Origin of the sequence: Paraburkholderia sp., from assembly GCF_049581445.1 — a bacterium.
GTDB lineage: Bacteria > Pseudomonadota > Gammaproteobacteria > Burkholderiales > Burkholderiaceae > Paraburkholderia.
In genome coordinates, this window is sequence record NZ_JBAURZ010000254.1 from 1 (window position 1) to 25,332 (window position 25,332).

Annotated in this window: 22 protein-coding genes; 12 read left to right on the forward strand and 10 right to left on the reverse strand. The window is 60.7% G+C overall.

Annotated elements, in window-relative coordinates:
• Nucleotides 1-371 (reverse strand): 3,4-dihydroxy-2-butanone-4-phosphate synthase (locus WCA85_RS21490; protein WP_424066888.1); only part of this gene is annotated, 371 nt, incomplete at its 3' end.
• Between the two features lie 744 nt (nucleotides 372-1,115).
• Here WCA85_RS21490 and WCA85_RS21495 point away from each other — a divergent pair.
• The 5 genes from WCA85_RS21495 (at nucleotide 1,116) to WCA85_RS21515 (ending at nucleotide 6,454) form a co-directional block, all read left to right on the forward strand.
• Nucleotides 1,116-2,417 carry a gallate dioxygenase gene (locus WCA85_RS21495; protein WP_424066889.1) on the forward strand — a complete coding sequence of 434 codons (1,302 nt, stop codon included), beginning with the start codon at nucleotides 1,116-1,118 and terminating at the stop codon, nucleotides 2,415-2,417.
• A 135-nt stretch (nucleotides 2,418-2,552) separates the two neighbouring features.
• On the forward strand, nucleotides 2,553-3,902 hold the full coding sequence (locus WCA85_RS21500) for an MFS transporter (RefSeq protein WP_424066890.1): 1,350 nt from the start codon (nucleotides 2,553-2,555) through the stop codon (nucleotides 3,900-3,902).
• 118 nt (nucleotides 3,903-4,020) lie between these two features.
• Nucleotides 4,021-5,046: an amidohydrolase family protein gene (locus tag WCA85_RS21505; protein ID WP_424066891.1), complete on the forward strand. Its 1,026-nt coding sequence runs from the start codon at nucleotides 4,021-4,023 to the stop codon at nucleotides 5,044-5,046.
• Between the two features lie 2 nt (nucleotides 5,047-5,048).
• A complete protein-coding gene (ligK, locus tag WCA85_RS21510) occupies nucleotides 5,049-5,732 on the forward strand; it encodes a 4-carboxy-4-hydroxy-2-oxoadipate aldolase/oxaloacetate decarboxylase (RefSeq protein WP_424066892.1) in 684 nt (227 codons plus the stop codon).
• A 32-nt stretch (nucleotides 5,733-5,764) separates the two neighbouring features.
• The gene (locus WCA85_RS21515) at nucleotides 5,765-6,454 is read left to right on the forward strand and encodes a substrate-binding domain-containing protein (RefSeq protein ID WP_424066893.1); all 690 of its coding nucleotides are present in this window, start codon (nucleotides 5,765-5,767) and stop codon (nucleotides 6,452-6,454) included.
• Between the two features lie 129 nt (nucleotides 6,455-6,583).
• Here WCA85_RS21515 and WCA85_RS21520 read toward each other — a convergent pair whose 3' ends face one another.
• Both WCA85_RS21520 and WCA85_RS21525 read right to left on the reverse strand, forming a co-directional pair.
• A complete protein-coding gene (locus WCA85_RS21520) occupies nucleotides 6,584-7,705 on the reverse strand; it encodes a porin (protein WP_424066894.1) in 1,122 nt (373 codons plus the stop codon).
• A gap of 61 nt (nucleotides 7,706-7,766) precedes the next feature.
• Nucleotides 7,767-8,300, reverse strand: a complete 534-nt coding sequence (locus tag WCA85_RS21525; RefSeq protein ID WP_424066895.1) for a hypothetical protein — start codon at nucleotides 8,298-8,300, stop codon at nucleotides 7,767-7,769.
• A 508-nt stretch (nucleotides 8,301-8,808) separates the two neighbouring features.
• Here WCA85_RS21525 and WCA85_RS21530 point away from each other — a divergent pair.
• The 4 genes from WCA85_RS21530 (at nucleotide 8,809) to WCA85_RS21545 (ending at nucleotide 13,803) form a co-directional block, all read left to right on the forward strand.
• The gene (locus WCA85_RS21530; RefSeq protein WP_424066896.1) at nucleotides 8,809-10,134 is read left to right on the forward strand and encodes a LysR family transcriptional regulator; all 1,326 of its coding nucleotides are present in this window, start codon (nucleotides 8,809-8,811) and stop codon (nucleotides 10,132-10,134) included.
• A 170-nt stretch (nucleotides 10,135-10,304) separates the two neighbouring features.
• Nucleotides 10,305-11,471 (forward strand): HPP family protein, encoded by a 1,167-nt coding sequence (locus WCA85_RS21535; protein WP_424066897.1) that lies wholly within the window; start codon nucleotides 10,305-10,307, stop codon nucleotides 11,469-11,471.
• A 113-nt stretch (nucleotides 11,472-11,584) separates the two neighbouring features.
• The gene (locus tag WCA85_RS21540) at nucleotides 11,585-12,001 is read left to right on the forward strand and encodes a MarR family winged helix-turn-helix transcriptional regulator (protein ID WP_424066898.1); all 417 of its coding nucleotides are present in this window, start codon (nucleotides 11,585-11,587) and stop codon (nucleotides 11,999-12,001) included.
• A 2-nt stretch (nucleotides 12,002-12,003) separates the two neighbouring features.
• Nucleotides 12,004-13,803, forward strand: coding sequence for a chloride channel protein (locus WCA85_RS21545; protein ID WP_424066899.1), 1,800 nt, complete (start codon nucleotides 12,004-12,006; stop codon nucleotides 13,801-13,803).
• Between the two features lie 119 nt (nucleotides 13,804-13,922).
• Here the strand turns inward: WCA85_RS21545 and WCA85_RS21550 are convergent, their stop codons facing one another.
• The 3 genes from WCA85_RS21550 to WCA85_RS21560 all read right to left on the reverse strand — a co-directional run bounded on the left by WCA85_RS21550 (nucleotide 13,923) and on the right by WCA85_RS21560 (nucleotide 16,726).
• The gene (locus WCA85_RS21550) at nucleotides 13,923-14,684 is read right to left on the reverse strand and encodes an ATP-binding cassette domain-containing protein (RefSeq protein ID WP_424066900.1); all 762 of its coding nucleotides are present in this window, start codon (nucleotides 14,682-14,684) and stop codon (nucleotides 13,923-13,925) included.
• Nucleotides 14,681-15,655, reverse strand: coding sequence for an ABC transporter permease subunit (locus WCA85_RS21555; RefSeq protein ID WP_424066901.1), 975 nt, complete (start codon nucleotides 15,653-15,655; stop codon nucleotides 14,681-14,683). The genes WCA85_RS21550 and WCA85_RS21555 overlap by 4 nt, the downstream gene beginning before the upstream one ends.
• A 90-nt stretch (nucleotides 15,656-15,745) precedes the next feature.
• Nucleotides 15,746-16,726 (reverse strand): ABC transporter substrate-binding protein, encoded by a 981-nt coding sequence (locus tag WCA85_RS21560; protein WP_424066902.1) that lies wholly within the window; start codon nucleotides 16,724-16,726, stop codon nucleotides 15,746-15,748.
• 455 nt (nucleotides 16,727-17,181) lie between these two features.
• Between WCA85_RS21560 and WCA85_RS21565 the strand changes: the two genes are divergently transcribed.
• A complete protein-coding gene (locus WCA85_RS21565; protein WP_424066903.1) occupies nucleotides 17,182-17,706 on the forward strand; it encodes a hypothetical protein in 525 nt (174 codons plus the stop codon).
• A 507-nt stretch (nucleotides 17,707-18,213) separates the two neighbouring features.
• Nucleotides 18,214-19,452: an ammonium transporter gene (locus WCA85_RS21570; protein WP_424066904.1), complete on the forward strand. Its 1,239-nt coding sequence runs from the start codon at nucleotides 18,214-18,216 to the stop codon at nucleotides 19,450-19,452.
• A gap of 182 nt (nucleotides 19,453-19,634) precedes the next feature.
• Here the strand turns inward: WCA85_RS21570 and WCA85_RS21575 are convergent, their stop codons facing one another.
• The 4 genes from WCA85_RS21575 to WCA85_RS21590 form a co-directional block, all read right to left on the reverse strand.
• Nucleotides 19,635-20,261 carry a riboflavin synthase gene (locus tag WCA85_RS21575; protein WP_424066905.1) on the reverse strand — a complete coding sequence of 209 codons (627 nt, stop codon included), beginning with the start codon at nucleotides 20,259-20,261 and terminating at the stop codon, nucleotides 19,635-19,637.
• 14 nt (nucleotides 20,262-20,275) lie between these two features.
• Nucleotides 20,276-21,409 carry a bifunctional diaminohydroxyphosphoribosylaminopyrimidine deaminase/5-amino-6-(5-phosphoribosylamino)uracil reductase RibD gene (gene ribD, locus WCA85_RS21580; RefSeq protein ID WP_424066906.1) on the reverse strand — a complete coding sequence of 378 codons (1,134 nt, stop codon included), beginning with the start codon at nucleotides 21,407-21,409 and terminating at the stop codon, nucleotides 20,276-20,278.
• 71 nt (nucleotides 21,410-21,480) lie between these two features.
• Nucleotides 21,481-22,773, reverse strand: coding sequence for a glutamate-1-semialdehyde 2,1-aminomutase (gene hemL, locus WCA85_RS21585; protein WP_424066907.1), 1,293 nt, complete (start codon nucleotides 22,771-22,773; stop codon nucleotides 21,481-21,483).
• Nucleotides 22,774-22,979: 206 nt separating this feature from the next.
• On the reverse strand, nucleotides 22,980-23,537 hold the full coding sequence (locus tag WCA85_RS21590) for a hypothetical protein (protein WP_424066908.1): 558 nt from the start codon (nucleotides 23,535-23,537) through the stop codon (nucleotides 22,980-22,982).
• Between the two features lie 267 nt (nucleotides 23,538-23,804).
• On the opposite strand from WCA85_RS21590, the gene WCA85_RS21595 reads away from it, so the two are divergent.
• Complete coding sequence (locus tag WCA85_RS21595; RefSeq protein ID WP_424066909.1) at nucleotides 23,805-25,025, forward strand: Bcr/CflA family multidrug efflux MFS transporter; 1,221 nt, start codon at nucleotides 23,805-23,807, stop codon at nucleotides 25,023-25,025.
• Nucleotides 25,026-25,332 lie beyond the last annotated feature (307 nt).

The window sequence follows — 25,332 nt, forward strand, 5'->3', positions numbered from 1 at the left end:
GGCTGAACGATGTGCTCGGGCCGGGCGTCGTGCGCGACGGCGGCGAGGATCGTGCGGGCCCGGTCGGCCGCCGAGATACCGGTGGTGACGCCTTCGGCCGCTTCGATGCTGACGGTGAAGGCGGTGCCGTACTGCGTGCCGTTGCGATAGGTCATCAGCGGCAGGTTGAGCGACTTGCAACGTTCCTGCGTCAGCGTCAGGCACACGAGGCCACGGCCATAGCGCGCCATGAAGTTGATCGCCTCGGGCGTGACGAATTCGGCGGCGATCACGAGGTCGCCCTCGTTTTCGCGGTCTTCTTCGTCGACGAGAATCACCATCCGGCCAGCTTTCAGTTCGGCGATGATCTCAAGGGTGGAGGCGAGCGTCATGGTGGCGAAAAATTCGGGAAAGGGCGTATTTTACGCCACGCGCGGGTCGGCGTCGCCGCTGCAAATGGCATAGGCCATCTGGCAGGTGAAATCTTTGCCCGGAACGGCCATTAGGCGGTGCAATGCGGCGAGATAGCGGCGGCCTGCACATCTGAAAAGCAATCGAATTTGCCCTTGGCCCGATTCGCGGGACCGCCGATCCCGGGTCGATTGCTAGTTGATTCTCGCTCCATCTAATTTATTTATCGGCACGACCAACGGTAAATTGCCGAAAAAAATTTACCGGATGGCTGTCCGTCCTTCACATGGCCTTGCTGGGCGCGGCTTCTGGCCGAGAGGCCCACGCTCGCTCTCTTCTGCAAAAGTGCAAAAAATCATGCACTTTCGTCAATGCATCTGGTTAACCCGGACTGTTGTGGCGCAACCCGTTTCGTTACGTTCTATCCAACAGGCGGCGGTGTGAGTTTCATTTATCGAAGGCGTTTCAGTCCAGGGTCCGCGCAATTAAGGCACGGTGCCGTTGAGACTGACGGGCAAGGCGCCCCGGCAACCGTTCAGGACTTCCCCTGATTCTGAAAGCGAACGCGAGCCCAGACAAAGACGGAGCCTAAGGCTGTCGTACAGCGCCGGAACTCAGATATTGCTGCCAACGCCACGAACATCATCGCATGGGCCCGATGCCCGTCTCTTACGAGGCGCTGAGGGCCAACTGGCGATTCAATGCGTTTCTGAAGGAGTACAGGCATGGCACGGATCATTGGCGGCATTGCTGCTTCGCACACACCCACCATCGGTTTTGCTTTCGACAAGAACAAGCGTGACGATCCCGTTTGGGCGCCGATCTTCGAGAATTTCGCACCGTTGGCGGACTGGCTCGCGGAAAAGCAGCCCGATGTGCTCGTTACCATCTACAACGACCATGTCACCTCGTTCTTCTTCGACCATTATTCCGCGTTCACGCTAGGCGTCGGCCCGGAGTGGCACGTCGCGGACGAGGGCGGCGGCGCACGTGATCTCCCGCCCATCAAGGGACACCCGGGACTGGCCGCGCACATCGGCAACTCGCTTATGACCGACGAGTTCGACATGTCCTTCTTCCAGAACAAGGCGCTCGATCACGGCTGTTTTTCGCCCTTGTCCATGCTTTGTCCGCACAAGCCCGAGTGGCCGGTGAAACTGGTGCCGCTGCAGATTGGCGTGCTGCAATTTCCCATTCCGAGCGCGCGCCGCTTCTACAAGTTGGGACAGGCGCTCCGGCGCGCGATTGAAAGTTATCCCGAGGATCTGAAGGTCGCCATCGTGGCAACTGGTGGCCTGTCGCACCAGGTGCATGGTGAACGCGCCGGCTTCAACAACACGGAATGGGACCAGCGCTTTCTCGATCTGTTCGAGCGCGACCCGGAACAACTCGCCAGCATGACCATCGCCGAATACGCTGAGCTGGGTGGGTTCGAGGGAGCGGAAGTGGTGATGTGGCTCGCCATGCGGGGCGCGCTGCCGGCCGGCGTCGTGTGCAAGCATCGCAGCTACTACCTGCCGTCGATGGCCGGCATCGCGACGGCCATCTACGAAAGCGAGGAGAGCGATCCGAAGCCTTCGATCGTCGAGCGCCATCGCGAGCGGATGGCGCAGGAACTTGCCGGGATCGAGAAGCTCAAGGGCACGTATCCGTTCACCATCGAAGTCGCAGTGCGGGCTTATCGGATCAACGATTTCCTGCACCGGATGGTGGAGCCCGAGCATCGCGCGGCCTTCCTGCGTGATCCTGAAGCGAGCTTCGAAACGGCAGGATTGAGCGAGCAGGAGCGCGATCTGGTCCGCCGACGCGACTGGCGTGGCCTGCTGCACTACGGCGTGATCTTCTTCATGCTCGAGAAGCTCGGCGCCGTGGTTGGGGTGTCGAACCTGCACATCTATGCCGCGATGCGCGGCGAAACGCTGGAAGACTTTCAGCGCACCCGGAATGCGCCCGGGGCGTTGTACTCGGTCGCGGGTAAAGCGGCTGGAAAGCTGGATTGGGACAGCGCGGAAAAACAAAAGAGTTGATAGGCGGGTGGTTCGTCCAGGCGCGTGGGTTGGAGCACTCGTGGAGATCACGAGACGCAGGAAACACGCGGCAGCACGAAGCAAGACCTGGGCGGGCAACCTGAAACGCCGGACACAGGAGACAGGAGAACATTGATGAGCATCGGAAAGACAATCGATATCAAGGCATTTATAGACGAGCGAGCCATCTCGCCTTACCAGTGGCTACTGGTGGCGCTGTGCTTTCTCGTGGTGACCGCTGACGGCATGGATGTGGCCATCATGGGTTTTATCGCGCCTTCGATCATTCACGACTGGAGCATCTCGCGTCCCGCGTTTGGCCTCGTGATGAGCGCGGCGCCGATCGGTCTCGTGATCGGCGCCCTGGCAGCAGGACCCGCTTCGGATCGCATTGGGCGCAAGTGGGTATTGCTGACGTCCATTTTCCTGTTCGGCATTTTCACGATCGCGACTGCGTTTACGCAATCGGCGGCCTCCATGGCGCTCCTGCGCCTGCTCACTGGCATTGGCCTCGGTGCCGCGATGCCCAACACGACGACGCTGCTGTCCGAGTATGCGCCGCAGCGCAAGCGCGCCTTGATGATCACCATCATGTTCACCGGCTTTAACCTGGGTTCGGCGCTGATCGGTTTTGCGGCTGGCTGGCTGATTCCTGAACATGGCTGGCGTTCGGTGTTGATCTTCGGCGGTGCATTGCCGTTGGTGTTGATCCCGCTGCAGTTCTGGTTGCTGCCTGAGTCGGCGCGTTGGATGGCGGTACGTGGCGCCCCCGGTGCGCGCATCGGCAAGGTACTGGGCCGGGTGTGCGGAGCGAGCTTTTCCGGCGATGAGGTGTTCGTTTCGAACGAACCGCCATTGCCGACGCGCAAGCCAATCGGTGTGCTGTTCTCGCAGGGCTACGGGTTCATGACAGCGGCGCTTTGGGTCACGTATTTCATGGGCCTGCTCGTGATCTACCTATTGACTGGCTGGCTGCCTACCTTGATGAAGGACGCCGGCCTGACCGTCACCACAGCGGCCAACGTGACGGCGATGTTCCAGATCGGCGGAACGATTGGCGCGATTCTCGTGGGCTGGACGATGGACAAGGTGCGTCCGGCGCCGGTAATCAGTGCAGCCTACATCGGCGGTGCGCTTTGTGTGCTCGGGCTAGGCTGGATTGGTGCGTTGTCCTCATCGCTCACCTTGCTGGTGTTCGCCGCGGGCTTCTGCATGAGCGGTGCTCAGACGGGGCTGAATGCTTTCGCACCGGGTCGCTACCCGACGGTCGCACGTGCTACCGGCGTGAGCTGGATGCTCGGCATGGGGCGTTTCGGCAGCATCTTTGGCTCCGCTATCGGCGGCGCATTGCTTGGCCTCGGCTGGCAGTTCGGCGCCATCCTGGCCATGCTGGCGATCCCCGCCACGCTGGCTGCTATCGCCATCTTGCTGGCTCAGCGTACCAAGCTCAGCGAGGCGACGCCGCATGCGACCGCGGCCCACTAGTGCGGCCTATAAAGCAGCCACGAAAGCAGCCACTAAGGCCGCCCACTAGTGCAACCTGCACGGCGGGCAACTGTGCCGCCGCGCCGGCAACCTGATCATTTATTTTTTTGGAGAAGCGATGATCATCGACATACACGGGCACTACACCACCGCGCCGAAAGCGCTGGAGGCGTGGCGCAACCGCCAGATCGCGGGCATCAAAAGCCCGTCCGAGATGCCGAAAGTGTCCGAATTGCAGATCAGCGACGACGAGTTGCGCGAAACGATCGAAAGCAATCAGCTAAGGCTGATGCGTGAGCGGGGCCTCGACCTGACGATCTTCAGCCCGCGTGCGAGTTTCATGGCGCATCACATTGGCGACTTCGAGGTGTCCAGCACATGGGCCGCGATCTGCAACGAGTTGTGTTATCGCGTGAGCCAGCTATTCCCCGATCACTTCGTTCCCGCCGCGATGCTGCCGCAAAGCCCCGGCGTAGATGTCACCACCTGCATCCCCGAGCTGGTCAAGTGCGTGGAGCAGTATGGCAACGTGGCGATCAACCTGAATCCAGATCCCTCGGGCGGCCACTGGACCAGCCCGCCGCTGTCGGACCGCTACTGGTACCCGATCTACGAGAAGATGGTCGAGTACGACATCCCCGCAATGATTCATGTGAGCACGAGCTGTAACGCGTGTTTCCACACAACGGGCGCGCACTACCTGAACGCAGATACGACGGCCTTCATGCAGTGCCTCACGTCGGACCTGTTCCGTGATTTCCCCACGCTGCGCTTCGTGATTCCACACGGCGGCGGCGCGGTGCCGTATCACTGGGGACGCTTTCGTGGGCTCGCCCAGGAGATGAAGAAGCCGTTGCTGAAGGATCATCTGCTGAACAACATTTTCTTCGATACCTGCGTCTACCATCAGCCGGGCATCGATCTGCTCACCCGTGTGATTCCCGTCGACAACATCCTGTTTGCCAGCGAGATGATCGGCGCCGTACGCGGTATCGATCCAGAAACCGGTCACTACTTCGACGATACGAAGCGCTACGTCGAGGCCGCGTTTATCGATGCGGATGAGCGGCACAAGATCTACGAAGGTAACGCGCGCCGTGTCTATCCGCGGCTCGATGCGGCATTGAAAAGCAAGGGGCATTAATCATGTATGAACTAGGCGTGGTGTATCGCAACATTCAACGTGCAGACGGTGACGTTGCCGCAAAGCTCGGTGAGTTCGGCAGCGCGACCGTGCACGAGGCCATGGGCCGGACGGGTCTGCTCAAGCCGTATATGCGGCCGATTTACGTCGGCGCGCGTGCTTGCGGTACTGCCGTGACGGTCCTGCTGCAACCGGGTGACAACTGGATGATGCACGTCGCGGCTGAGCAGATCCAGCCGGGCGACATCGTGATAGCGGCCGTGACCGCCGACTGCACGGACGGTTACTTTGGCGATCTGCTGGCGACAAGCTTTAAAGCCCGTGGAGCGCGTGGACTGATCATCGACGCTGGTGTACGCGACGTGCGCGAGTTGACGGAGATGAAGTTCCCAGTCTGGAGCAAAGCGATCTCCGCCAAAGGAACGATCAAGGCCACGCTGGGTTCCGTGAACATCCCCGTGGTGTGCGCGGGTGCGCTGGCAAGTCCGGGCGACGTCATCGTGGCGGACGACGACGGCGTGGTCGTGGTGCCTTCAGCGTGGGCCTCGAAGGTTCTCGAGAAGGCGGTCGCGCGCGAGGCGAATGAAGCTCAAAAGCGGGCCAAGCTCGCGAGCGGCGTGCTCGGCCTGGATATGTACAGCATGCGCGAGCCTTTGCAACAGGCTGGACTGCGGTACATCGACTGACCGGGGCAACGGAAATGGTGATTGGGCAAACCATGAGCGATCCGATCAGCGGCATCTCGTCGATGGCCACCCGCAGCGTGCTGGACGAACTGGTTCAGGAGTACGGGCGGCTGTCGGGGCAGCGCGTGAGCATCGAGTCGGTCGGAGGCGTCGCGGCTGCCAGGCGTGTTGAGGATGGCGAAGCGTTCGACGTGGTTGTTCTGGCGTCGGACGTAATCGATCGGTTGAGCGCAGCGGGTCGTGTTGTGCCCGGCAGCCGCGTCGACCTGGTTCGTTCAGGCGTGGCGGTCGCTGTGGCAAACGGCGCGCCGCGGCCGGACATCGGCACGGAGGCGGCGCTACGCGCGGCCATTCTGGGCGCACGTACGGTTGGCTACTCCACAGGGCCGAGCGGTTCGCACCTGGTGCGCCTGTTTGAGCGCTGGGGTATCGCTGAGTGCATCGCATCGCGTATCGTGCAGGCGCCACCGGGTGTTCCGGTGGGCGCGCTGATCGCGCGTGGTGAAGTCGAGTTGGGATTCCAGCAGTTGAGCGAGTTGATGCATTTGCCGGACATTGATGTGATCGGCGCTCTGCCTGGTGACATCCAGATCACCACGATTTTCGCGGCGGGTATCTGCAGCGTATCCGCAAAGCGTGAGGCTACAAAGGCGCTACTCTCGTTTCTGGCTTCGCCTCAGGCTGAGGCGGCCAAGCGTCGTAACGGTATGGAACCGGCATAAAAAAGCTCGTTGCAACTGCACGCAACGAGCTTTTTGCCTATCCCTCAGAGGTGCCCGCTTTAAAGGGTTCCTTGCATTGAACTGTTGCCCGGGCGCTGATTTTTCAGCGATCCGGGCAACGACTCGCGCCTAGAACAGGTGACGGATACCTACCTGTACGCCGGTTTCACTTTGACCGGCGCCGGGTGTCAGGAATGCGCCGGTTGTGATACTGGCACCAGCCATCTTGAACTGGGCGGAGTTGTAATTGTTCAGCTTCGAGACGACCCCATAAACTCGCGTCGTCTTTGACAGGTCGTAGTTGATGATCGCGCTCATCTGGCGCGCTGTGTTGTCGAGCGAAGAATCATCCGTGATGAACGCGTATCCTGCGCCTACGGAGAGGAACGGGCTAAAGCGATAATCGGCGGAAAAGGACCACGTGTTGTGGTAATTGCCGGCCACATTACCGACCGGACCGACCGTCGGATTATATTTTCCTGCAGGGTTCGACAACGCATTACCGGTTGTGGCGGAAATCACATCGTTACCTCTGAAGAAGCCCACATAAATCTTCCCCCAGCCGTATTCATAGTTTCCGCCCGCCATGATTTGCTGGACACGGTTGCTGTTGGTGGCATTAGCTGCGTTCAGGTATGCCAGCGCGAGATAAACCGGCCCGAGGTTGCTCTGGACCGCCGCCTGGTAGACCGCATTGCCTGCCAGCGTGCCAGGCTGCCCCCCAACTGAATAATGCAACTCGATCTGAGTGGTGCCAATTTTGGGCGAGAGGTACGAGATGTCGTTATCGACGCGCGCCAGCCAGTTGGCGAAGTTGTTGTAGCCCGACGCATAGGTGGCGGCGCTGAATGCGTCCAGGTTGCCGCTCCATGCGAACATCGGTGTGTTCTGCCGGCCCGCCCTGATTTCACCATAGGGGCCGGCCATGCCGACCCACGCCTGACGGTCGAAAAAGCGGTAGGCGTTTTGCACGGCGCCGGTGCCCGGGTCAAAACCGTTCTCGAGATCGAAGGTGGCCTTATAGCCGCCGCCGAGGTCCTCAGCGCCACGCAAGCCCCAGCGGCTGGTGAGTTCGCCATTGTTTCCGAGCAAAACCAGTGACGTATTTTTCCCCGCAACTTTGGTCGATTGATAGCCGATAAACTCGTCGAGCACGCCGTAAAGGGTGATCGACGATTGCGCTCGGGCTTGTCCAGCCCAGATCATCCCGATCGCTGATAAGGTTAGTAGTGCTATTTTTGATAAATTCATTTTTCCCCGTCTCCTCTTGTCCCATCAATCAGATAAAAAGTCGGCTGTGTCTGTTCTTCGATTACGGCGCCAGGCGTTTCTTGACGATCAGGGCAAGCGGAACGGTGAAGCAGAAGTGAGACATGAAGCCGCCGATGATCACGGCAGGATCGAAGTAGTTAGGGTGATTGTCCGAAGCAATGCTGATCGCAACGTGCATCGCAATCCACGCGAAGATCGCGTAGAACAGCGCCACGAAGGTCGCCTCATACCCACGGCGGCGGAAATACGGCCAGATCAGTGCAAACAGGATGCCCCAGGCAATCGCGAAGACAAAGTGAATGCCGGTCCCGAGAACATAGGCCCAAATACCGAGCGCATCCTGCACTGCCTTGCCGAACACCAGTCCTGTCGCGTTGCGCGGAATGCCGGCCAGTGGCATCAGATGCTGGGCGCCGACCCAGATCAGCGCTTCGTAAATCCAGATGCATACTGCGCCACTCACGCCGGCAATCGCCCCGGCGCGAAGGGTGGTTTTAAGGTCCGGTTTGTCCGAAACCAGCGCCGATGCGCCGTTGTCGGCGCCATTGCCACTTACGCTAAAGTTGCCGCCCATGCTTACTCTCCTCATTGAAATACAGAAAACTGGTGGCATGCCGCGAACGGTCAAGGCCTTGTTATGTGCTGAATTCTTTTAGCCAGGCTCGTCTATCGGCCACGGCGCGGCAAGCGAATCGCAACGCCGGGTGTTTTACTTTTAATCGTCGAAAATCAAGGTAGAACCGTCGCCTATGTTGGCGCGATCCTGGCGGTGCCGCGTTGGGATAGGAAGATATAGAAAAAGGGACACTATCCGAAAGTGCGGGTTAACCAGTTGCAAAGCGCGAAAACCACCGTGTAGCTGCTATTTCGCGGTTGGCCGGGTGCAGGTAAGCTTGCTGGAAGCCGCACCGCATAACGATCCTTTGATATCCAAAGGGTCCAGCACGCGCCGATTCGACGATCCGATGCGTTGACACCTCATAAGCAAAACAGATGGCAAAAGAACAAAGTCGCAATCGCCGATGTGCGCGACACGCAACAGTTCGTAGTGAGTAATACTGTTTGCGGGCACGCGTGCATAGATGCTGGAAACTACACAGCGAAAAATTCTCGCTCCCTTCAACGAGACCGTCACCGTGAGCAATAGCGAACTTCTCAACCTGGCGCATCTGCGAGCGTTCAAACTTGTCGCCGATACTGGCAGCGCAACGCGTGCAGCCGCCGAACTGTTTCGCGCGCAATCCGCCGTTACGCGTTCCGTGCAGGAGCTCGAATCGGCGCTGGGCGAACCGCTGTTCGAGCGCAAGCCCTCCGGCATGTTGGCCACGCCGACAGGGCGCGCGGTGCTCAAGCGTTGTGACCGGATTTTTGCCGAATTCGGCGAACTCACGCTGTGGAGCGCGGCACAGCAAGCGCGCCGGCGTGCTCCTGCGGAAGGCGTGTTGCCCGCCTATTTGCTGAACACGCGTCGACTACAGATCTTCGTGGCGCTGGCGCGTCACCGGCACATGCCGACGGCTGCCAGCTCGTTCGGTATCAGCCAGCCGGCGGTGAGCAGCGCGATCCGCGTACTAGAAAGCGGGTCGGGCCTGCGCCTGTTCGACCGAAGCCCACGTGGCATCCTGCTGACGCCCGAGGGGGAAACGTTCCTGCTGTATGTGCGTCGTGCCTTGAACGAACTGCGTCATGTGCCCGATGACATTGCCGCCTTGCACGGCAATATTCAGGGCGCGGTGACAGTTGGTGCGCTGCCGCTTGGCCGTACGCTGATCCTTCCCAACGCGATTGCGCGCCTGATTTCATGGCACCCTGGAGTACATGTAGCGACTGACGAGAGCGCGTACGAAACACTGGTGGCCGGATTGCGGGCGGGCGATGTTGATTTCATCCTCGGCGCGCTGCGCCCCAACGAAGCGGGGAGTGGCTTGCACAACGAGCGGCTGATGACCGAAGAGATGGCCGTTCTGGCGCGCCGTGACCATCCGCTCGCCAAAGCGCGCGGACTGACGATTGATGATTTGCGGCACGCGCAATGGATTTTGCCGCGTAGTCATGCTCCCGCGCGGCGCCTGTTCGAATCGCAGTTTCGACGCGTGAACGTGAAGCCGCCCATGCCCACAGTCGAAACAGCCGACCTTGCAGTGATTCGTGGACTGCTTCTGCATACCGACATGGTGGCGGCGCTATCCGCGCAGCAACTGCACTACGAGTGCGAGTCAGGCCAACTGGTCGTGCTGGACGTTCCGTTGCATAACATGCAGCGCGATATCGGCCTAATGGTGCGGGCCGAGGGCGCTCCCTCGCCTGCGGCGCGAGCGCTGATTGCCGCGATCCGCCTGGCAGTGGAGGACTTGTTGCCATCGGCAAGCGTCTCGTTGGCGCACGGCGGCGGACGTTCATCCGCATAGTCTTTACTGTTGTATTCGCTCGGTGTGGATACCGTAGCTTGATGCGTTCGGCTCGTTTATATCACAATGACATATAATCATGACGACATATTCGTTCGTTCCGCGGGCGTTTGACCTTATGGTGTGGTCCTGTCCCACGTATTGTCATTCCATCCATTTCCTGCCGAACCTTGTCCCGCCACACTGCTATCCGCTGGTTTTCCAGCTTCATTCCCAGTCCCATCGCGGTCCGCTGGCCGGAGCGTCTTAGATCCTGCCTTGGCGCGCTAGTTGGGATCGCATTCACGGGTGGGGCAATGCATGTTCTGCTCGGACCCGCACTCGGCATCCCGCTGCTCGTCGCTCCCATGGGCGCGTCTGCCGTGCTGCTGTTCGCCGTCCCGGCCAGTCCGCTTGCGCAGCCGTGGTCCATCATTGGTGGCAATCTCGTCTCTGCGACGGTCGGCGTCGCTTGCGCGAGCTGGATCGCTGATCCGGTCGGCGCCGCCGCGCTGGCGGTCGCGCTGGCGATCTGTGCGATGTTTGCGCTGCGTTGCGTACACCCGCCGTCAGGCGCGGTCGCGCTGACCGCAGTGCTAGGTGGGCCGTCCATTCACGCATTGGGTTACCGCTTTGTGGCCGAGCCGATTTTCGTTCAGTCGGTCGCGCTGCTAGGCGCCGCCATCGCTTACCATACGATCACCGGCCACCGCTACCCCCACGCCGCCTTCCAAGGTGCCGCGAGCGGCCCTGCGCAACGTATCGCAACTCCACAGGCAAGTTTCACTCGCGCGGACCTCGAAGCGGTTGTGAACCGACGCGGAGAATTGCTGGACATCGACCTCGATGATCTGGAATCTCTGCTGCGCGATATCCAGTTGCAGGCCTATGCACGCAGCTTCAACCAGTTGACCTGCGCTGAAATCATGTCGAGTCCCGTGGTTGCCGTCTCGGTGACGACCAGCGTCTCGGAGACATGTCGTCTGCTGAAACAGCACGGTTTCAAGGCCATTCCGGTCATTGATGCAGACCATCACGTTCTAGGCATCGTGACCCGCGCCGATCTTGACGGCGAACGGACTTCCAGTGACAAGTCCATTGTTCGGCTAAGCATGCAACGCTGGTTCAAACCGAAAGCGGCATCGCCGCTATTGGTTGGCGCAGTGATGAACCCTGCCGTGCGAACCGTATGCCTGGCGACGCGATTTGTGGACCTCTTGCCGCTCTTCGCCAACGACGGACACCACCATATTCCGGTGCTAGATAGCGAAGAGCGGCTCGCCGGAATGATCACGCAAGCGGACCTGATTGAGGGTATGTACCGGCATGCCTATGCGGAGCAATGGCGCGCCGCATAGGCATGCCGCTGCCCCGCATAAGCAGCTTCGACCGGTTCGGGTGCGTGGAGACAAATAATATCACAACGTGATATAATAGCGGCTCTACGATTGCCTTAGCCATTGGAGCGCAGATGAAAACACTCTCTCGCGGATTGACTAAAGCAAACTTCGAGCAACTATCGGAGTTTCGCTATCAGATGCGCCGCTTTGAGCGTTTTTCTGAGCAAGCCGCTCAGAGCGAAGGTATTACTCCTTTGCAGTATCTGTTGCTGCTGCACATCAAGGGCTATCCGGATCGCGACTGGGCGACGATCGGCGAACTCGCCGAGCGGCTCCAGGCGGCGCATCACGGTGTAGTCGCGCTGGTATCCCGTTGCGAGGCGCTCGACCTCGTCCAGCGCAAGATCAGTGAAACGGATCGCCGCCAGGTCGAGGTTCACCTGCTGAAGGCGGGAGAGCAGGTGCTCTCTCGCCTCGCGCAAATGCATCGCGCCGAATTGAAGTCGCTCAAAGGCGCGTTTAACGTCCCTCAGATCGATTTTGATTAATCATGACCCACGATACTCACAAGCGTGACTTTTCCACGAACGCACGGCTGCCTGGAATTTCCGTTCTCGCAGCAGCGATCGGCGCACTTAGCACGCTTGCAGCGTTCGTGCTGCTGAGCCTGATTCACCTGTTTACCAATCTGTTCTTCTTTGGCGCGTTTTCCTTCGCCGATCATTCCCCGGCACAGAACACGCTCGGCGCCTGGGTCATTCTGATTCCCGTGGCCGGTGGTCTCGTCGTGGGCCTGATAGCCCGCTACGGTTCTGACAAAATCCGCGGACACGGTATTCCGGAAGCGATCGAAGCCATTCTGTTCGGCAAGAGCCGTATGTCGCCAAAGGTCGCGATTCTGAAGCCGCTGTCCTCCGGCATCGTGATCGGCAGCGGTGGGCCGTTCGGCGCGGAAGGCCCGATCATCATGACGGGCGGCGCAATCGGCTCACTGATCGCGCAGTTCGTGAAGGTGACCTCGGGGGAACGCAAGACGCTGCTGGTCGCCGGGGCTGCTGCCGGCATGACCGCGGTATTTGGTACTCCTGTGGCCGCGGTACTGCTGGCCGTCGAGTTGCTGCTGTTCGAATGGCGCCCGCGCAGCTTTTTGCCGGTCGCTTTGGCGTGCGCTGTAGCAGGATTTGCGCGGGCGATTTTCTTTGGCGCAGGTCCGCTATTCCCACTCGAGACGGTAACTCCCGATGCGATGTCATTGGTGTCGTGTGTCATAGCGGGTTTGCTGAGTGGGGCGCTGGCGTCGGGGCTGTCCGCCGCGTTGTACAAGACCGAAGATCTGTTCGGCAAGCTGCCGATTCACTGGATGTGGTGGCCCGCCATTGGCGGCCTGGTAGTGGGCATTGGTGGATTCATCGAGCCGCGTGCGCTTGGGGTTGGCTATGACGTGATCGGCGACCTGCTGCATCAGCACATCCTGGTGGGAATCGCTGTTTCAATTCTGATTGTGAAGGCCATCATCTGGGTGGTGGCGCTAGGCTCGGGCACCTCGGGCGGGGTGCTGGCCCCCTTGCTCATGCTGGGTGCCGGGCTGGGCGTCGTGCTCAGCCATGTGCTGCCCGGCGGTGAACCTGCGCTGTGGCCGCTTGTCTGCATGGCGGCCACGCTGGGTGCGACTCTCGGTGCGCCACTTACGGCGATCGTCTTCGCATTTGGTCTGACACACGACAGTAACGCGCTGTTGCCATTGCTCGCCGCCACCCTGGTCGCGCACGGCTTCGCGACGGTGGTTATGCGCCGCTCCATCATGACGGAAAAGATTGCGCGTCGTGGGTATCACATCTACCGCGAATACAGCGTTGATCCTTTAGAGCGGCATTACGTTGAGGAGGTGATGTCGCGCTCCTTAGCGACAATCGACGCAAACCTCTCCGTACGCGAGGCGCTGGCCACATATTTTGGCACCACACAGAAGCACCGCGCTTATCCTGCGGTGATCGATGGGGCAGTCGTCGGCATGGTCGACCGAGCGACGCTCGAGCGTTTCAGTGACGATCCGGCTAGCCAGTCGTTGGACGCGCGTATTGCCGACTTGTTGAAGGGCACTGCGCCGATTGTGGCATTGGTCGATGAGACCTGTCGGCTGGTCGCTTCGCGGCTTGCGGTCCACGGTCTCGAGCGTCTGCCGGTCGTCGCGGATCGGGAAAGCTTGCGGCTGATCGGGCTCGTGGCGCGTAGCGATCTGGTCAAGCCGTCGCTCGCGCACTTCGAGGAAGAACATAAGCGGGAACAATTCCGGCGCGTAAGCTTCAGCCGGGACTCAAAGCGTTTCCCGCCCGTGCGGCGTGCGGGATGAACGCGAATGCTTGCCTTGCCCGGCTTGCCCATACACAGGCTCTCCGGGTAGGAGCGTCCGGCAGATCGTGAACTTCTGAAAGCGAAAATACGCCCTGACGAAGTAACAAGTAGCGCGAACTATCCAGGGCTCACGTAGGTATCGCCAACCATCAGGTGCACGATTTCATCGCCATTGGTCTGTTTGACCAGCCGTTCGCCGGCCACCTCACCGCGCCGCAGAACGACGATGCGATCAGCAATCGCGAAGATGTCGTGCAGATTGTGCGAGATCAGGATCACAGAGACGCCCTGGACCTTGAGCGCCGCGATCAACTCCATCACCTTGCGTTGCTCGGGCACGCCCAGCGCGGCGGTGGGCTCGTCCATGATAAGCACCCGCGCGTTCCAGTAAATGGCCCGGCCGATGGCAATGGCCTGTCGCTGGCCGCCAGAGAGCATCTTCACCGGACCACTGAGCTTGCGTTCGGGAATGACAATATCGAGGCGCTTCAGCACGTCGCGCGCGACCTCTGCCATACGAGGCCGGTCTATGACCTGGAAGCCGAGCTGGCGACGCGTCGGTTCCCGTCCGAGGAAGATATTGCTGCCCACGTCCAGGTTATCGGCTAGCGCCAGGTCCTGATAGATCGTCTCGATCCCCTGGGCGCGTGCGTCCTGCGGATCGCGCAATTGCAACGGTGCGCCGTCGAGTCGCAACTCGCCCTGATCGGCCCGGTAGACCCCTGAAAGGATCTTGATCAACGTCGACTTGCCCGCACCGTTGTCGCCAGCGAGCGCGAGCACTTCGCCCGGCAACAACTGCAGTGACACATTCTTCAGCGCCTGCACGCCGCCAAAGCGGATTGAGACGTCGCGTACTTCCAGGATCGGTGTGCTCATTGGGCACCTCCGAGACGGTCCTTGTATTGATCGATCAATACCGACAGAATAATGACGACGCCCACCACGATAAATTGCCAGAACGCGTTGACGTCGATAAACACCAGTCCGAACTGGATCACCGCGATGATGAGCGCGCCGATCAGCGTCCCGATGACATTACCGGTTCCGCCAAACAGGCTCGCGCCACCAATCACCACCGCAGCGATCGAATCGAGCAGCATAGGCTCACCGGCATTGGCCGCTCCTGCTGCAAAGCGCGCGGTATAGATGATCCCGCCGATTGCGGCGAAGGCAGCGGCGATCACATACACCGTGAGCAGGTGGCGTTTGACGTTGATGCCGGCTCGCACTGCAGACTGCGGATTGCCGCCAATCGCATAGGTGTACTGGCCAAAACGGGTCTTCGAGAGCAGCAGATGCATGATGATGAGTAACACGCCAGTCAGCAGCACGGGCGTCCAGCCTGCGCCGAGCCAGACGAGGCCGGGATTATCCACCGAGACGGTCATGCCGCTGCCGGCCGCGAGAAAACCCGCGCCGCGCGCAACGCCGTACATGCCGAGCGTGCCGATAAAGGCCGGCACACCAAGCCACGCGATCAGTACACCGTTGACGAGTCCGGGAATCAGACAGACCGCGACGGTGACCGGGATGGACAGGATCAGGACCCACGGCGAGCCATTGCCGAAAAGCGTGAACTGCGCGACGCAGACGGCCGCAAGTCCGGTCACGAAACCCACCGACAGATCGATGCCCGCCGTCACGATCACGAAAGTCTGGCCGATTGCCAGCAGCAGCGGGGCGCTAGCGGCAAGACCGATTGACTGCAGGTTGTAGGCGTTGAACAGAAACGACCGATGAGCCGAGACCTGTGCATAGACCTCGAAAAATATCAGCAAGGCGCCGAGAAAGAGCCACGGCCATAGCCTCGTAATCAGCGCGATCCGGTCGAGACGCGAGTTATCCATGGGGTGATCCGGGTTATCAGGAGCAGAACCCGCGTGCGCAACGGCGCACGCGGTAAGGACGATCTACGGCTGCAGCCAGCCTTGCTTTGGCTAGTTCGAGTAGATGTATTTCTGCATGTCGGGCTGATCGATATTGCTTTTATCGAGGATGATGAAGCCCGTGCTCTTGAGGGGTGGGATGGTCTTGCCGTGAATGACATCGGCGGCGAACTTGACGCCGTAGTAGCCAATTTCATCCGGACGCTGCGCAATCGCGATGTCCACGAGGCCGCTCTTGATCTGCTTGTCGATGCCCGGCACGGCATCGAATACCACCACCTTGACGACGCCTTGCTTGCCCGCCGCCTTCACTCCCTGCGCTGCGCCGCTACCTGAGAAAGTGTTGGCGCCGAACACGCCGGCGAGATCCGGATTGCGTGCCAGGACGGCGGCGACGTGAGCGGCGGCCTGGTTGGCGTCGTCCTCGTTGTACAGCGTCTGCAGCACCTTGATGTTCGGATGCTTCTTCATTTCGTCCATGAAACCTTCAGCACGTGCGTCGGTGCTGGAGATGCCCGGTTTGTTGTTCTCGCAATAGACCGTACCTTTGTCGCCGATGGCCTTGGCGAGTGCGCGCGCAGCGACGCGGCCACCTTCGAGGTTGTCCGAAGCGATATAGGAAAGCGGGAAATCCGCGTCTCCCTTGCCGGTCTGATAGTGTCCATCGCCGATGTAGGTGTCGACGGTAATGACCTTGATGCCGGCGTCAGCGGCTTCCTTGAGCGGTCCGATCAATTGTTGCTTGTCGACCGGAGAAATTAGCAGTACGTCAGGATGTTTGGCGATAAAGGCTTTGAGGATCGGAACCTGCTCACTGGTGTTCCACTCTTTGGGAACCTGGAACAGCAACTCGACGTTCTCTTCTTTCGCGGCCCGTTCAGCGCCGCGATGCATGGTGAAGTAGAACGGATCAACCACACCGGGCAGGAGTGCGACCACCGGATGAGCAGCGTCCGCCTGCGCAAGCCCCGACAGCGAACAGACAATGATCGTTGAGACGGCAACCATACAGCGGGAAACGAATCGCTTCATTTTGTCTTCCTCCAGTTTGAGTCCGACTTGCGACGCCCGCCTTGTTCTGCACGCTCCATGGCGACTGCAATCGGCTGTTGGGCAGTATATGCGTGAGCGGTGTCAGTGACCATCGAAATGACGACGGCTATTGCCGTGCAACTAATAACGCGGCGAGAGTCTGCTCGGTGCCGTCTTTCGTAATTTCACGAAATATTCGGGCGGCATACGAATAGCCATTTATGCGTTCACGTCAGATAAACTTTTAGTAACGTTTTGTTACTTTTAAAAACAGTTTGCTAAAAGTTCTTATCGAGTCTGCGGACTTCGGACCAAGCCGCACCGGTTCGGTCCGCGAGACTGATTTCCAAACGGGGCGCATCGAGGCCCTGCATTAAGCCGGCGTGCGCAGCGTCGCCGGGGATGCAAGTCGACACTGCCGCGTCAATTCAAAAAACCAGAGAGCGGATTAGCAAATGAACATAAAACGGCTGGCTACACAGCTGGCAGGCATTGCCTGCGTGGCCACATTGGCGGGGTGTGCAACCAATGACCAGGGCCTCCTCGTCGTCGACCCGGACAAGGTCAATGCGGTGATCATGGGGGCATTGACACCGCCACCACCGCCCCCGCCTGTGCCCGTGATCGTCGAGGAAGCCTATGTGCCGGCGCCCAATGACGTGTATATCGCGGCGGTGGCCGATCGCGATGTGGTCTTCATCGGCGGTGACACCTTTGTCTGGTACATTGGACCGGACGGCCAGCGGCACAGGCGTTTCTACGCGCATGGCGATCATCGCCATGAAATTTTCGCTCGCCGCGATCAACTGCATACGGTCATGATGCATCACGACGGCCACTTGCCGGATCACGCCATTGCTGGGCATGGTCCCGAAGGGCGTCCAGGCGGCATGCCGGTTAATCATGCCGCAATGGCGGGCAAGCCGCCTGCGCCGGCAGCGAAGCCAGCGCCTTCCAGCAAGGAAGTGAAGAAGTCCTAACGGACCAGTTGCCTGAGCTGGCATGCGGTCACTGTCTCTGGTTCGTATAGAGGGGGTTATCGGATGCTAGCGCTTTGCGGATTTTCGTAGATTGGGCCGTGATGCGATCGTGGCAGGCTTCGTCGCGACGATCATTTACGCCGAGCAGTAGTGGTCCTGGGTCCGACGCCAGTCGCACCCAGCAATCTCCAGCGAATCCCCTGTCTGATTGGGCCCGAAGCGCCGATTCGACCTTTCAACACGCTTTAGCCTGCTCAATTCCGCGTTGTGGTTTACCCGCTCACCTGCGGGTCGGCGTCATGCCTGGCGGTCGCCATAACGATCGCGTGAACCCCACTATATCGCTCGCGCGTATTGCGCCTGTCGCTGCCACGGAATACTTTTCGGCAGCCGCAGCAGCGTGAAGGCGCTCGCCAGCACCGCACTGCGGCGATAAGTGCAATGGCTACCCTCGATCCCACTCGATTGTCCCGTCAGCCATCGCCATGACAATCAAGGAGACGATCTGTGCTTCCCGGAACGATGCCAATCAATGTTGGCAATACTGCATTCATGTTGCTCTGCGCGAGCCTGGTCATGTTGATGACGCCAGGGCTCGCCTTCTTCTATGGCGGCCTGGTTGAACGCAAGAACGTGCTTTCGATCATGATGCAGAGCTTTATTTCGCTCGCATGGACGACCGTGCTCTGGTTTGCGTTCGGCTACTCCATGTGCTTTGGGCCGAGCTGGCACGGCATCATCGGTGATCCGACTTACTACGCGTTCCTGCACGGCATTACCTTGCAGACCATGTACACGGGTAACGACGCAGGGATCCCGCTCGTGGTTCACGTCGCCTATCAGATGATGTTCGCCATCATCACGCCGGCGCTGATCACTGGCGCATTTACCAACCGTGTGACCTTCAAGGCCTACTTCCTGTTCCTCACCGGTTGGCTTGTGCTCGTGTACTTTCCATTCGTGCACATGGTCTGGAGTCCAGACGGCCTGTTTGCGAAGTGGGGCGTGCTGGACTATGCGGGCGGTATCGTGGTGCACAACACGGCAGGGTTCGCGGCGCTGGCTTCCGTGCTCTACGTGGGGCGCCGCACCATGATGACCCACAAACCCCATAACGTGCCGCTCATTGCGTTAGGGACGGGTCTGCTGTGGTTCGGCTGGTATGGATTCAATGCCGGCTCGGAACTGCGCGTCGATGCCATTACGGCTTCCTCGTTCCTCAACACGGATATCGCGGCATCGTTTGCGGCGGTGACCTGGCTGGTGATCGAATGGCTGAATACCCGGCGTCCGAAGTTCATCGGTTTGCTGACAGGCTCGGTGGCGGGTCTGGCGACGATTACACCCGCGGCCGGTTACGTATCGCTTGGCACGGCCTCGATCATTGGGATTGCCGCGGGTCTGGTCTGCTATTACGCAGTTGCCCTGAAAAACCGGCTCGGCCTCGACGATGCGCTCGACGTATGGGGCGTGCATGGCGTGGGTGGTTTGATCGGCACGGTTCTGCTAGGGGTATTCGCGTCGAAGGCGTGGAACCCGAACGGTGCCGATGGGCTGTTACTGGGAGGTGTCGACTTTTTCTTCAAGCAGTGCGCGGCGGTAGCCGTATCGGGCGTCTGGGCGTTCGTGTTCACCTGGGCCATGTTGTGGCTGATCGATCGCGCTACGCCGGTCAAGGTACACGCCGCAGCCGAGGAGAGCGGGCTCGATAACGTGTTGCACGGTGAGGTGGCCTATCTCGACTAGTAAGCCAGCCGGGCATTGATGGCGACGCCGGAGCCATGTCTCAGGCGAACCGGCTTTAGAGAGACGATCCGCTGGCGGATGTGGCGGACACGCTCGATGGACGAGCCGCTCTGTGCTGTGAGTCCAGCCGATGGACCCGTCTGCGTGTGAAAGTGCTTTGCAGACGGGTCCGATTTCTTCAGTTACTTAACCGCATCTTGCGACGTCGACAACATCCGCTCCACATACCGCGCAATCAAATCAATCTCCAGATTCACCTGCGCGCCCGCGTGCAGGTTCTTGAGTGAGGTCACTTCGACGGTGTGCGGAATCAGATTGATCGAGAATTCGCAGCCGTCGTCACGATCCTTGACCGAGTTGACCGTCAGGCTCACACCGTTGACGGTAATCGAGCCCTTGTACGCCAGGTAGCGGCCAATTTCGCGCGGCGCGAGGACGCGCAACTCATGTGACTCACCGACCGGCGCGAAATGCGTGACCGTGCCAAGACCATCGACGTGGCCCGAGACGATATGACCGCCGAGCCGGTCGTGTGCCCGCAAGGCCTTCTCGAGATTCACATCGCCCGACTCGCCAAGTCCTACGGTGCAGTTCAGACTCTCACGCGAAACATCCACTTCGAACGAGTGCGCCGTTTTGGCGACCACGGTCATGCACGCGCCCTGGATCGTGATGCTGTCGCCGAGTTGCACGTCTTCAAGATCGAGGCCACCCGCGTTGACGTTCAGGCGCACGCCTGCGTCTCCGTCGTTGCCGAGGGGTTTGACTGCTTCGATGCGGCCGACCGCCGCGACGATTCCGGTAAACATTGTGGATTCCTTGTTTATTTCGAAGCGGGGTGGGACTCAGTGAGAGGCGCGAACCGCGCCAGAATCCGCACGTCGTCGCCGATCCGGTCGACCGAGTGAAAATTCAGGCGGACGCGGCCCTCTAACGTATCCGGCGCGACGAGGTTGAACATGCTCATCGAATCCGTGCCGAGAAGACTTGGCGCGAGATAGACCAGCAATTCGTCGACGCAGCCTTCGCGCAGCAGCGAGCCGTTCAGCTTGTAGCCGGCTTCGACATGCAGTTCGTTGACCTGGCGTTCGCCGAGCACTTTCAGCATAGCCGGCAGATCGACCTTGCCGTCCGGGTTGGCAAGCTGCACGAGTTCCGCGCCGCGCTCGCGCAATGCTGCTGCGCGCTCGGCGTGCCGTTCATCGAGGTTGCCGCAGAAGATCAGAGTCGGGGCGCCCGCCAGAATCTGTGCGGTGGGCGGCACGTCGAGCTGGCTGTCGATCAGCACGCGCTGCGGCTGGCGTGGCGTATCGACCGCGCGTACGGTCATGCGCGGATCGTCTTCCTTAACCGTGCCGATGCCCGTCAAAATCGCCGATGCGCGAGCCCGCCAGGCATGGCCGTCGGCCCGGGCGGCCTCACCGGTGATCCACTGACTTTCGCCTGAGGGTAAGCCCGTGCGGCCGTCCAGTGACGCCGCGACCTTCATGCGCACCCAGGGCCGGCCACGTGTCATACGCGAAACGAAGCCGATGTTCAGCTCGTACGCTTCATGAGCGAGCAGGCCGCACCGTACTTCGATGCCGGCGTCACGCAGCATCCTCAGGCCCCTTCCTGAAACTTGTGGATTGGGGTCTTCCATGGCCGCGACCACTCGCTCGACTTGCGCGTCGATCAGCGCGTTGGCGCACGGCGGCGTGCGGCCGAAGTGACTGCAGGGTTCAAGCGTGACGTAGGCGGTAGCGCCGCGCAGATCGTGACCGCGCGAGCGGGCATCTTTGAGCGCCCGCACTTCCGCGTGGTCTTGCCCGGCCGGCTGCGTGAAGCCTTCGCCAATCACTTCGCCGTTCTTGACCAGCACGCAACCGACGCGCGGGTTCGGATCAGTCGTGTACATGCCGCGCTTCGCGAGAGCGAGCGCGCGTTCCATATGGACGAAATCGGTTTGCGAGAACATCGGCGTCCGTTAAGTGCGAAGTACGAAGTGCGGTTTAATGCTGCGGTTGCGGGTGGTCGCGAAGCCTGCTTTCAGGCAGCAAGCGTTGCGAAGGCACCGCGCGCTGCGTCGATGGTCGCGTCGATAATGGCGTCATCATGCGCGATCGATACAAAGCCCGCTTCATACGCGGACGGTGCGAAGTACACGCCCGCGTCCAGCATCTTGTGAAAGAAGGCGTTAAAGCGCGGCACGTCGCTCTTCGTGACTTCGGCAAAGCTCGTGGGGATCTTGTCCGCGAAGTAGAGCCCAAACATACCGCCGAGCGCGTCAGCCGCGAATGGCACCTTTGCTTCGCGGGCCGCGGCCGTAAGACCGTGCGCGAGACGGGTCGTGCGTGCGGCGAGCGTGTCGTAAAAGCCCGGCGCCTGGATCAGTTGCAAGGTCTTGAGGCCGGCTGCGACCGCAATCGGATTGCCCGACAACGTGCCGGCCTGATAGACCCCGCCGAGAGGCGCGAGGTGAGCCATGATGTCGCGTCGGCCGCCGAAGGCCGCCGCCGGCATGCCGCCGCCAATCACCTTGCCGAGGCAGGTGAGGTCCGGCGTGATGCCGTAGACCTGTTGCGCGCCGCCGAGCGCGACCCGGAAGCCGCACATGACCTCGTCGAAAATCAGCACGGCGCCGTATTCCGTGCACAGGCGCCGTAGCGCCTGCAGGAATTCGGGCGTGGCGCGCACCAGGTTCATGTTGCCCGCGACCGGTTCGACGATCACCGAAGCGATTTCGTTGCCGAAGGCCTTGAACGCTTCTTCGAGCGCGGCGACGTTGTTGTATTCGAGGACGGTGGTGTGCTTGGCGATATCCGCCGGCACGCCCGCCGAGGTTGGGTTGCCGAAGGTCAGCAGACCCGAGCCGGCTTTCACGAGCAGGCTGTCAGCGTGGCCGTGATAGCAGCCTTCGAACTTGACGATGCGGCTGCGGTTCGTGAAGCCGCGCGCGAGCCGCAGCGCGCTCATGGTGGCTTCGGTGCCGCTCGACACCATGCGGACCTGCTCGATTGACGGCACCAGCTTGCAGATTTCCTCGGCGATTTCCACTTCAGATTCGGTCGGTGCGCCGAACGAGAAGCCGTTGACCAGCACGCGCTGCACCGCTTCGAGCACTTCGGGGTGGACGTGGCCGAGGATCATCGGGCCCCAGGAGCCGATGTAGTCGATGTAGCGCTGACCATCGGCGTCCCAGAACCAGGCGCCTTGAGCGCGTTCGATGAAGCGGGGCGTGCCGCCAACCGAACGGAAAGCGCGTACCGGCGAGTTGACTCCGCCGGGGATGGTGCGCTGGGCGCGTTCGAAGAGTGCTTCGTTTCTGGAGTTGCTGGACATGGACGGTGGACCTGCCTGATAGGGACGCACAGAGGCGCGCGATACGGGCGACCGACGGGCTAGACGGGCGATGGCCGGTGAAAAGCGGCGGATAGAGCTTGATCGTGCGCCATCCGGCGGTTCACCCGCAACGCGGCGGCCGAATTGTTACCTGAAATTGTACCGGAGTCGCGGGCAGTCGGCCCGGGGCGGGGGCAGGGCGCCGGCTACCTGGTGCGCCTCGTGGCCTGCTTTGCGGTCGGCTTACCTGTTGCAAGCGCCGCTGCGTGAGCGGAAACCTTGCTGGAGCGGGTGGGCCCGGACGGTCCGTCGAGCTTCGGCGGCTTGCGCTTGCCGGTTAGTTCGGCCCAGCGTTTCTCTCGTGCGCCCTCTGCCACCGGTTTTATCGATGTTCCGGACGATTGGGCGTCCCAGGTCTGCACCGAGAATGGATGGATGCGCAACGCGTCGCGGCTGACTACGACTTCTTGATGCGCGTCGACCAGCCAGTCGTAGACGAAGTCGATGCACAGACGGTAGCCCCGCTTGCTATTGATGTCCGGCACTTCGTAAGGGGCGCGCGTGACATACCCGGAGCCGAATATGCCTCGGGGTTCCAGCGCGACGCGGTGCAGGAACACGCGGTCGCCCGGCAGAATGCTGCGGGCGACCCCGCAACCCCAGACATCCGTGACGGCTTCACCGACGGCGACCCGTTTCGCGACGTCGGGCAACTCAGGCCACGGCCATTTCTTGGGGCTCCAGATCAGCAGGAAGGCGGTCATGTTGGGCTGGCGGAGGCTTAGGTATAGCCTTTAGTAGCGCTAGGGTAGAGCTAGGGTAGAGCCTGGTTGAGGCACAAAGCGGCAGCTTAACCGAATGATAGCTCGACCGCCGTGATGTCTTGCGGCGTAGGAGGGAGGCGTGCTGGCCGACGGCGAGGCGGTCTCCACTGTTAGCGCTCGCGTACAATTGCGATTATTCACGCAGCAGTTTTCAATGTTTTCCGCGGCCCGACGCATAGGCGAATGGGCTGCTTCATTCGGATTCCCATGTCTTATGTCACCAGTCGCCGGCCCGATGGCCGGCTGATTTTGTTGCTTGGCGCGCTGGCCGCGTGTGGGCCGATTTCGATCGATATGTACCTGCCGAGTCTGCCTTCGATCGCCCAGGCCTTCATGGTCACGACCAGTGCAGCGCAGACCACGCTCACGAGCTTCATGCTGGGCTTTTCGGTCGGGATGTTGCTGTATGGTCCGCTGTCCGATTCGTTTGGCCGTCGCCCGGTGCTGCTGGGCGGCATCATCATGTACGCGCTGGCGAGCATTGCTTGCGGGCTGTCGTTTTCGATTGGATCGCTGGTGACGTTTCGTTTCGTGCAGGCGCTCGGCGCGGGGGCAGCGTCGGTGCTGGCGAGAGCGATTGCGCGCGACGCGCACGAGCCGACCGATGCAGCCAGGGTGTTGTCGATGCTGTCGATCGTGACGTCGATCGGCCCGTTACTGGCACCGCTGATTGGCGGTCAATTGTTGTTGCTGGGCGGCTGGCGAGTGGTGTTCGTGGCGCTGACGCTGTTTGGCACGGTGTGCGCGGTGACGGCTTACCTTCGGGTTCCGGAGACCTGGCCGCCAGAAAAGCGCAAGCACTCGGCGGTACTGCAATCGTTCGCGGCATACGGCAAGTTGCTGCGCGACCCGGTGGCGTGGGGGCACATGCTGTGCGGTGGGATGGCATTTGCCTCGATGTTTGCGTATATCACGGCGACGCCGTTTGTGTACATCGAGTACTTTCACGTTTCAGCGCAGCACTACGGGTTTTTGTTTGGGCTGAACATTGTTGGGATCATGCTTGGCAACTTTGCGAATACGCGGTTGATTGGGCGCCTGGGGTCGTTGCCTATCATTTCTTTTTCGGCGACGGTCAGTTGTTTGGCTTCCCTGTTTGTCTCGTTGGTGTGTTTGACGGGATGGGGTGGGTTGTGGTCGATCGTTGCCGGGTTGTTTTTTGTGGTTGGTGTTGTTGGGTTACTGTCGGCTAACTGCACGACGGATTTGATGCATCGGTATCCACATAATGCTGGCGCGGCTGCAGCGGTTTTTGGGGCTGTCCAATTGGCATTGGGGGCGCTTTCCAGCGTTGCTGTTGGGGTTTGGCAGGGGGCCTCTCCTAAGGGGATGGGGCTTACTATTGGCGTTGCTGGGGTGCTTTGTTATGTAGGGAAGGTGTTGGTCGCTCGTTGGCATGGGCGGGCTGTGCCGGGGGCAATTGGTTAAGGTGTTTTTGCTCTCGGCGCGTCGCGCAGTCTCGTTAGTGGTCCGAAGACAAGACCCGTCCCCGCATATCCCAGCTTGGTGACAAAGGGCTCATTCATCCCACTCCGCACTTCGTGCGTCGCGGAGAGGTTTGCCAGCGAAAGCCGGGAATGCCCGCGGTCTGGATGTTAAGGCCAGGCCGAGGCACCGCTGAGTGTCCCGCGAACCTGACAGAAGGTGTTATGCCCGTCGGCGGGGCGCGCAGCGCGACGCTGGAGCGGATGACTGCCTTGTCACTAACGCGCGTATTGCGAGAGACCGTCTCGTC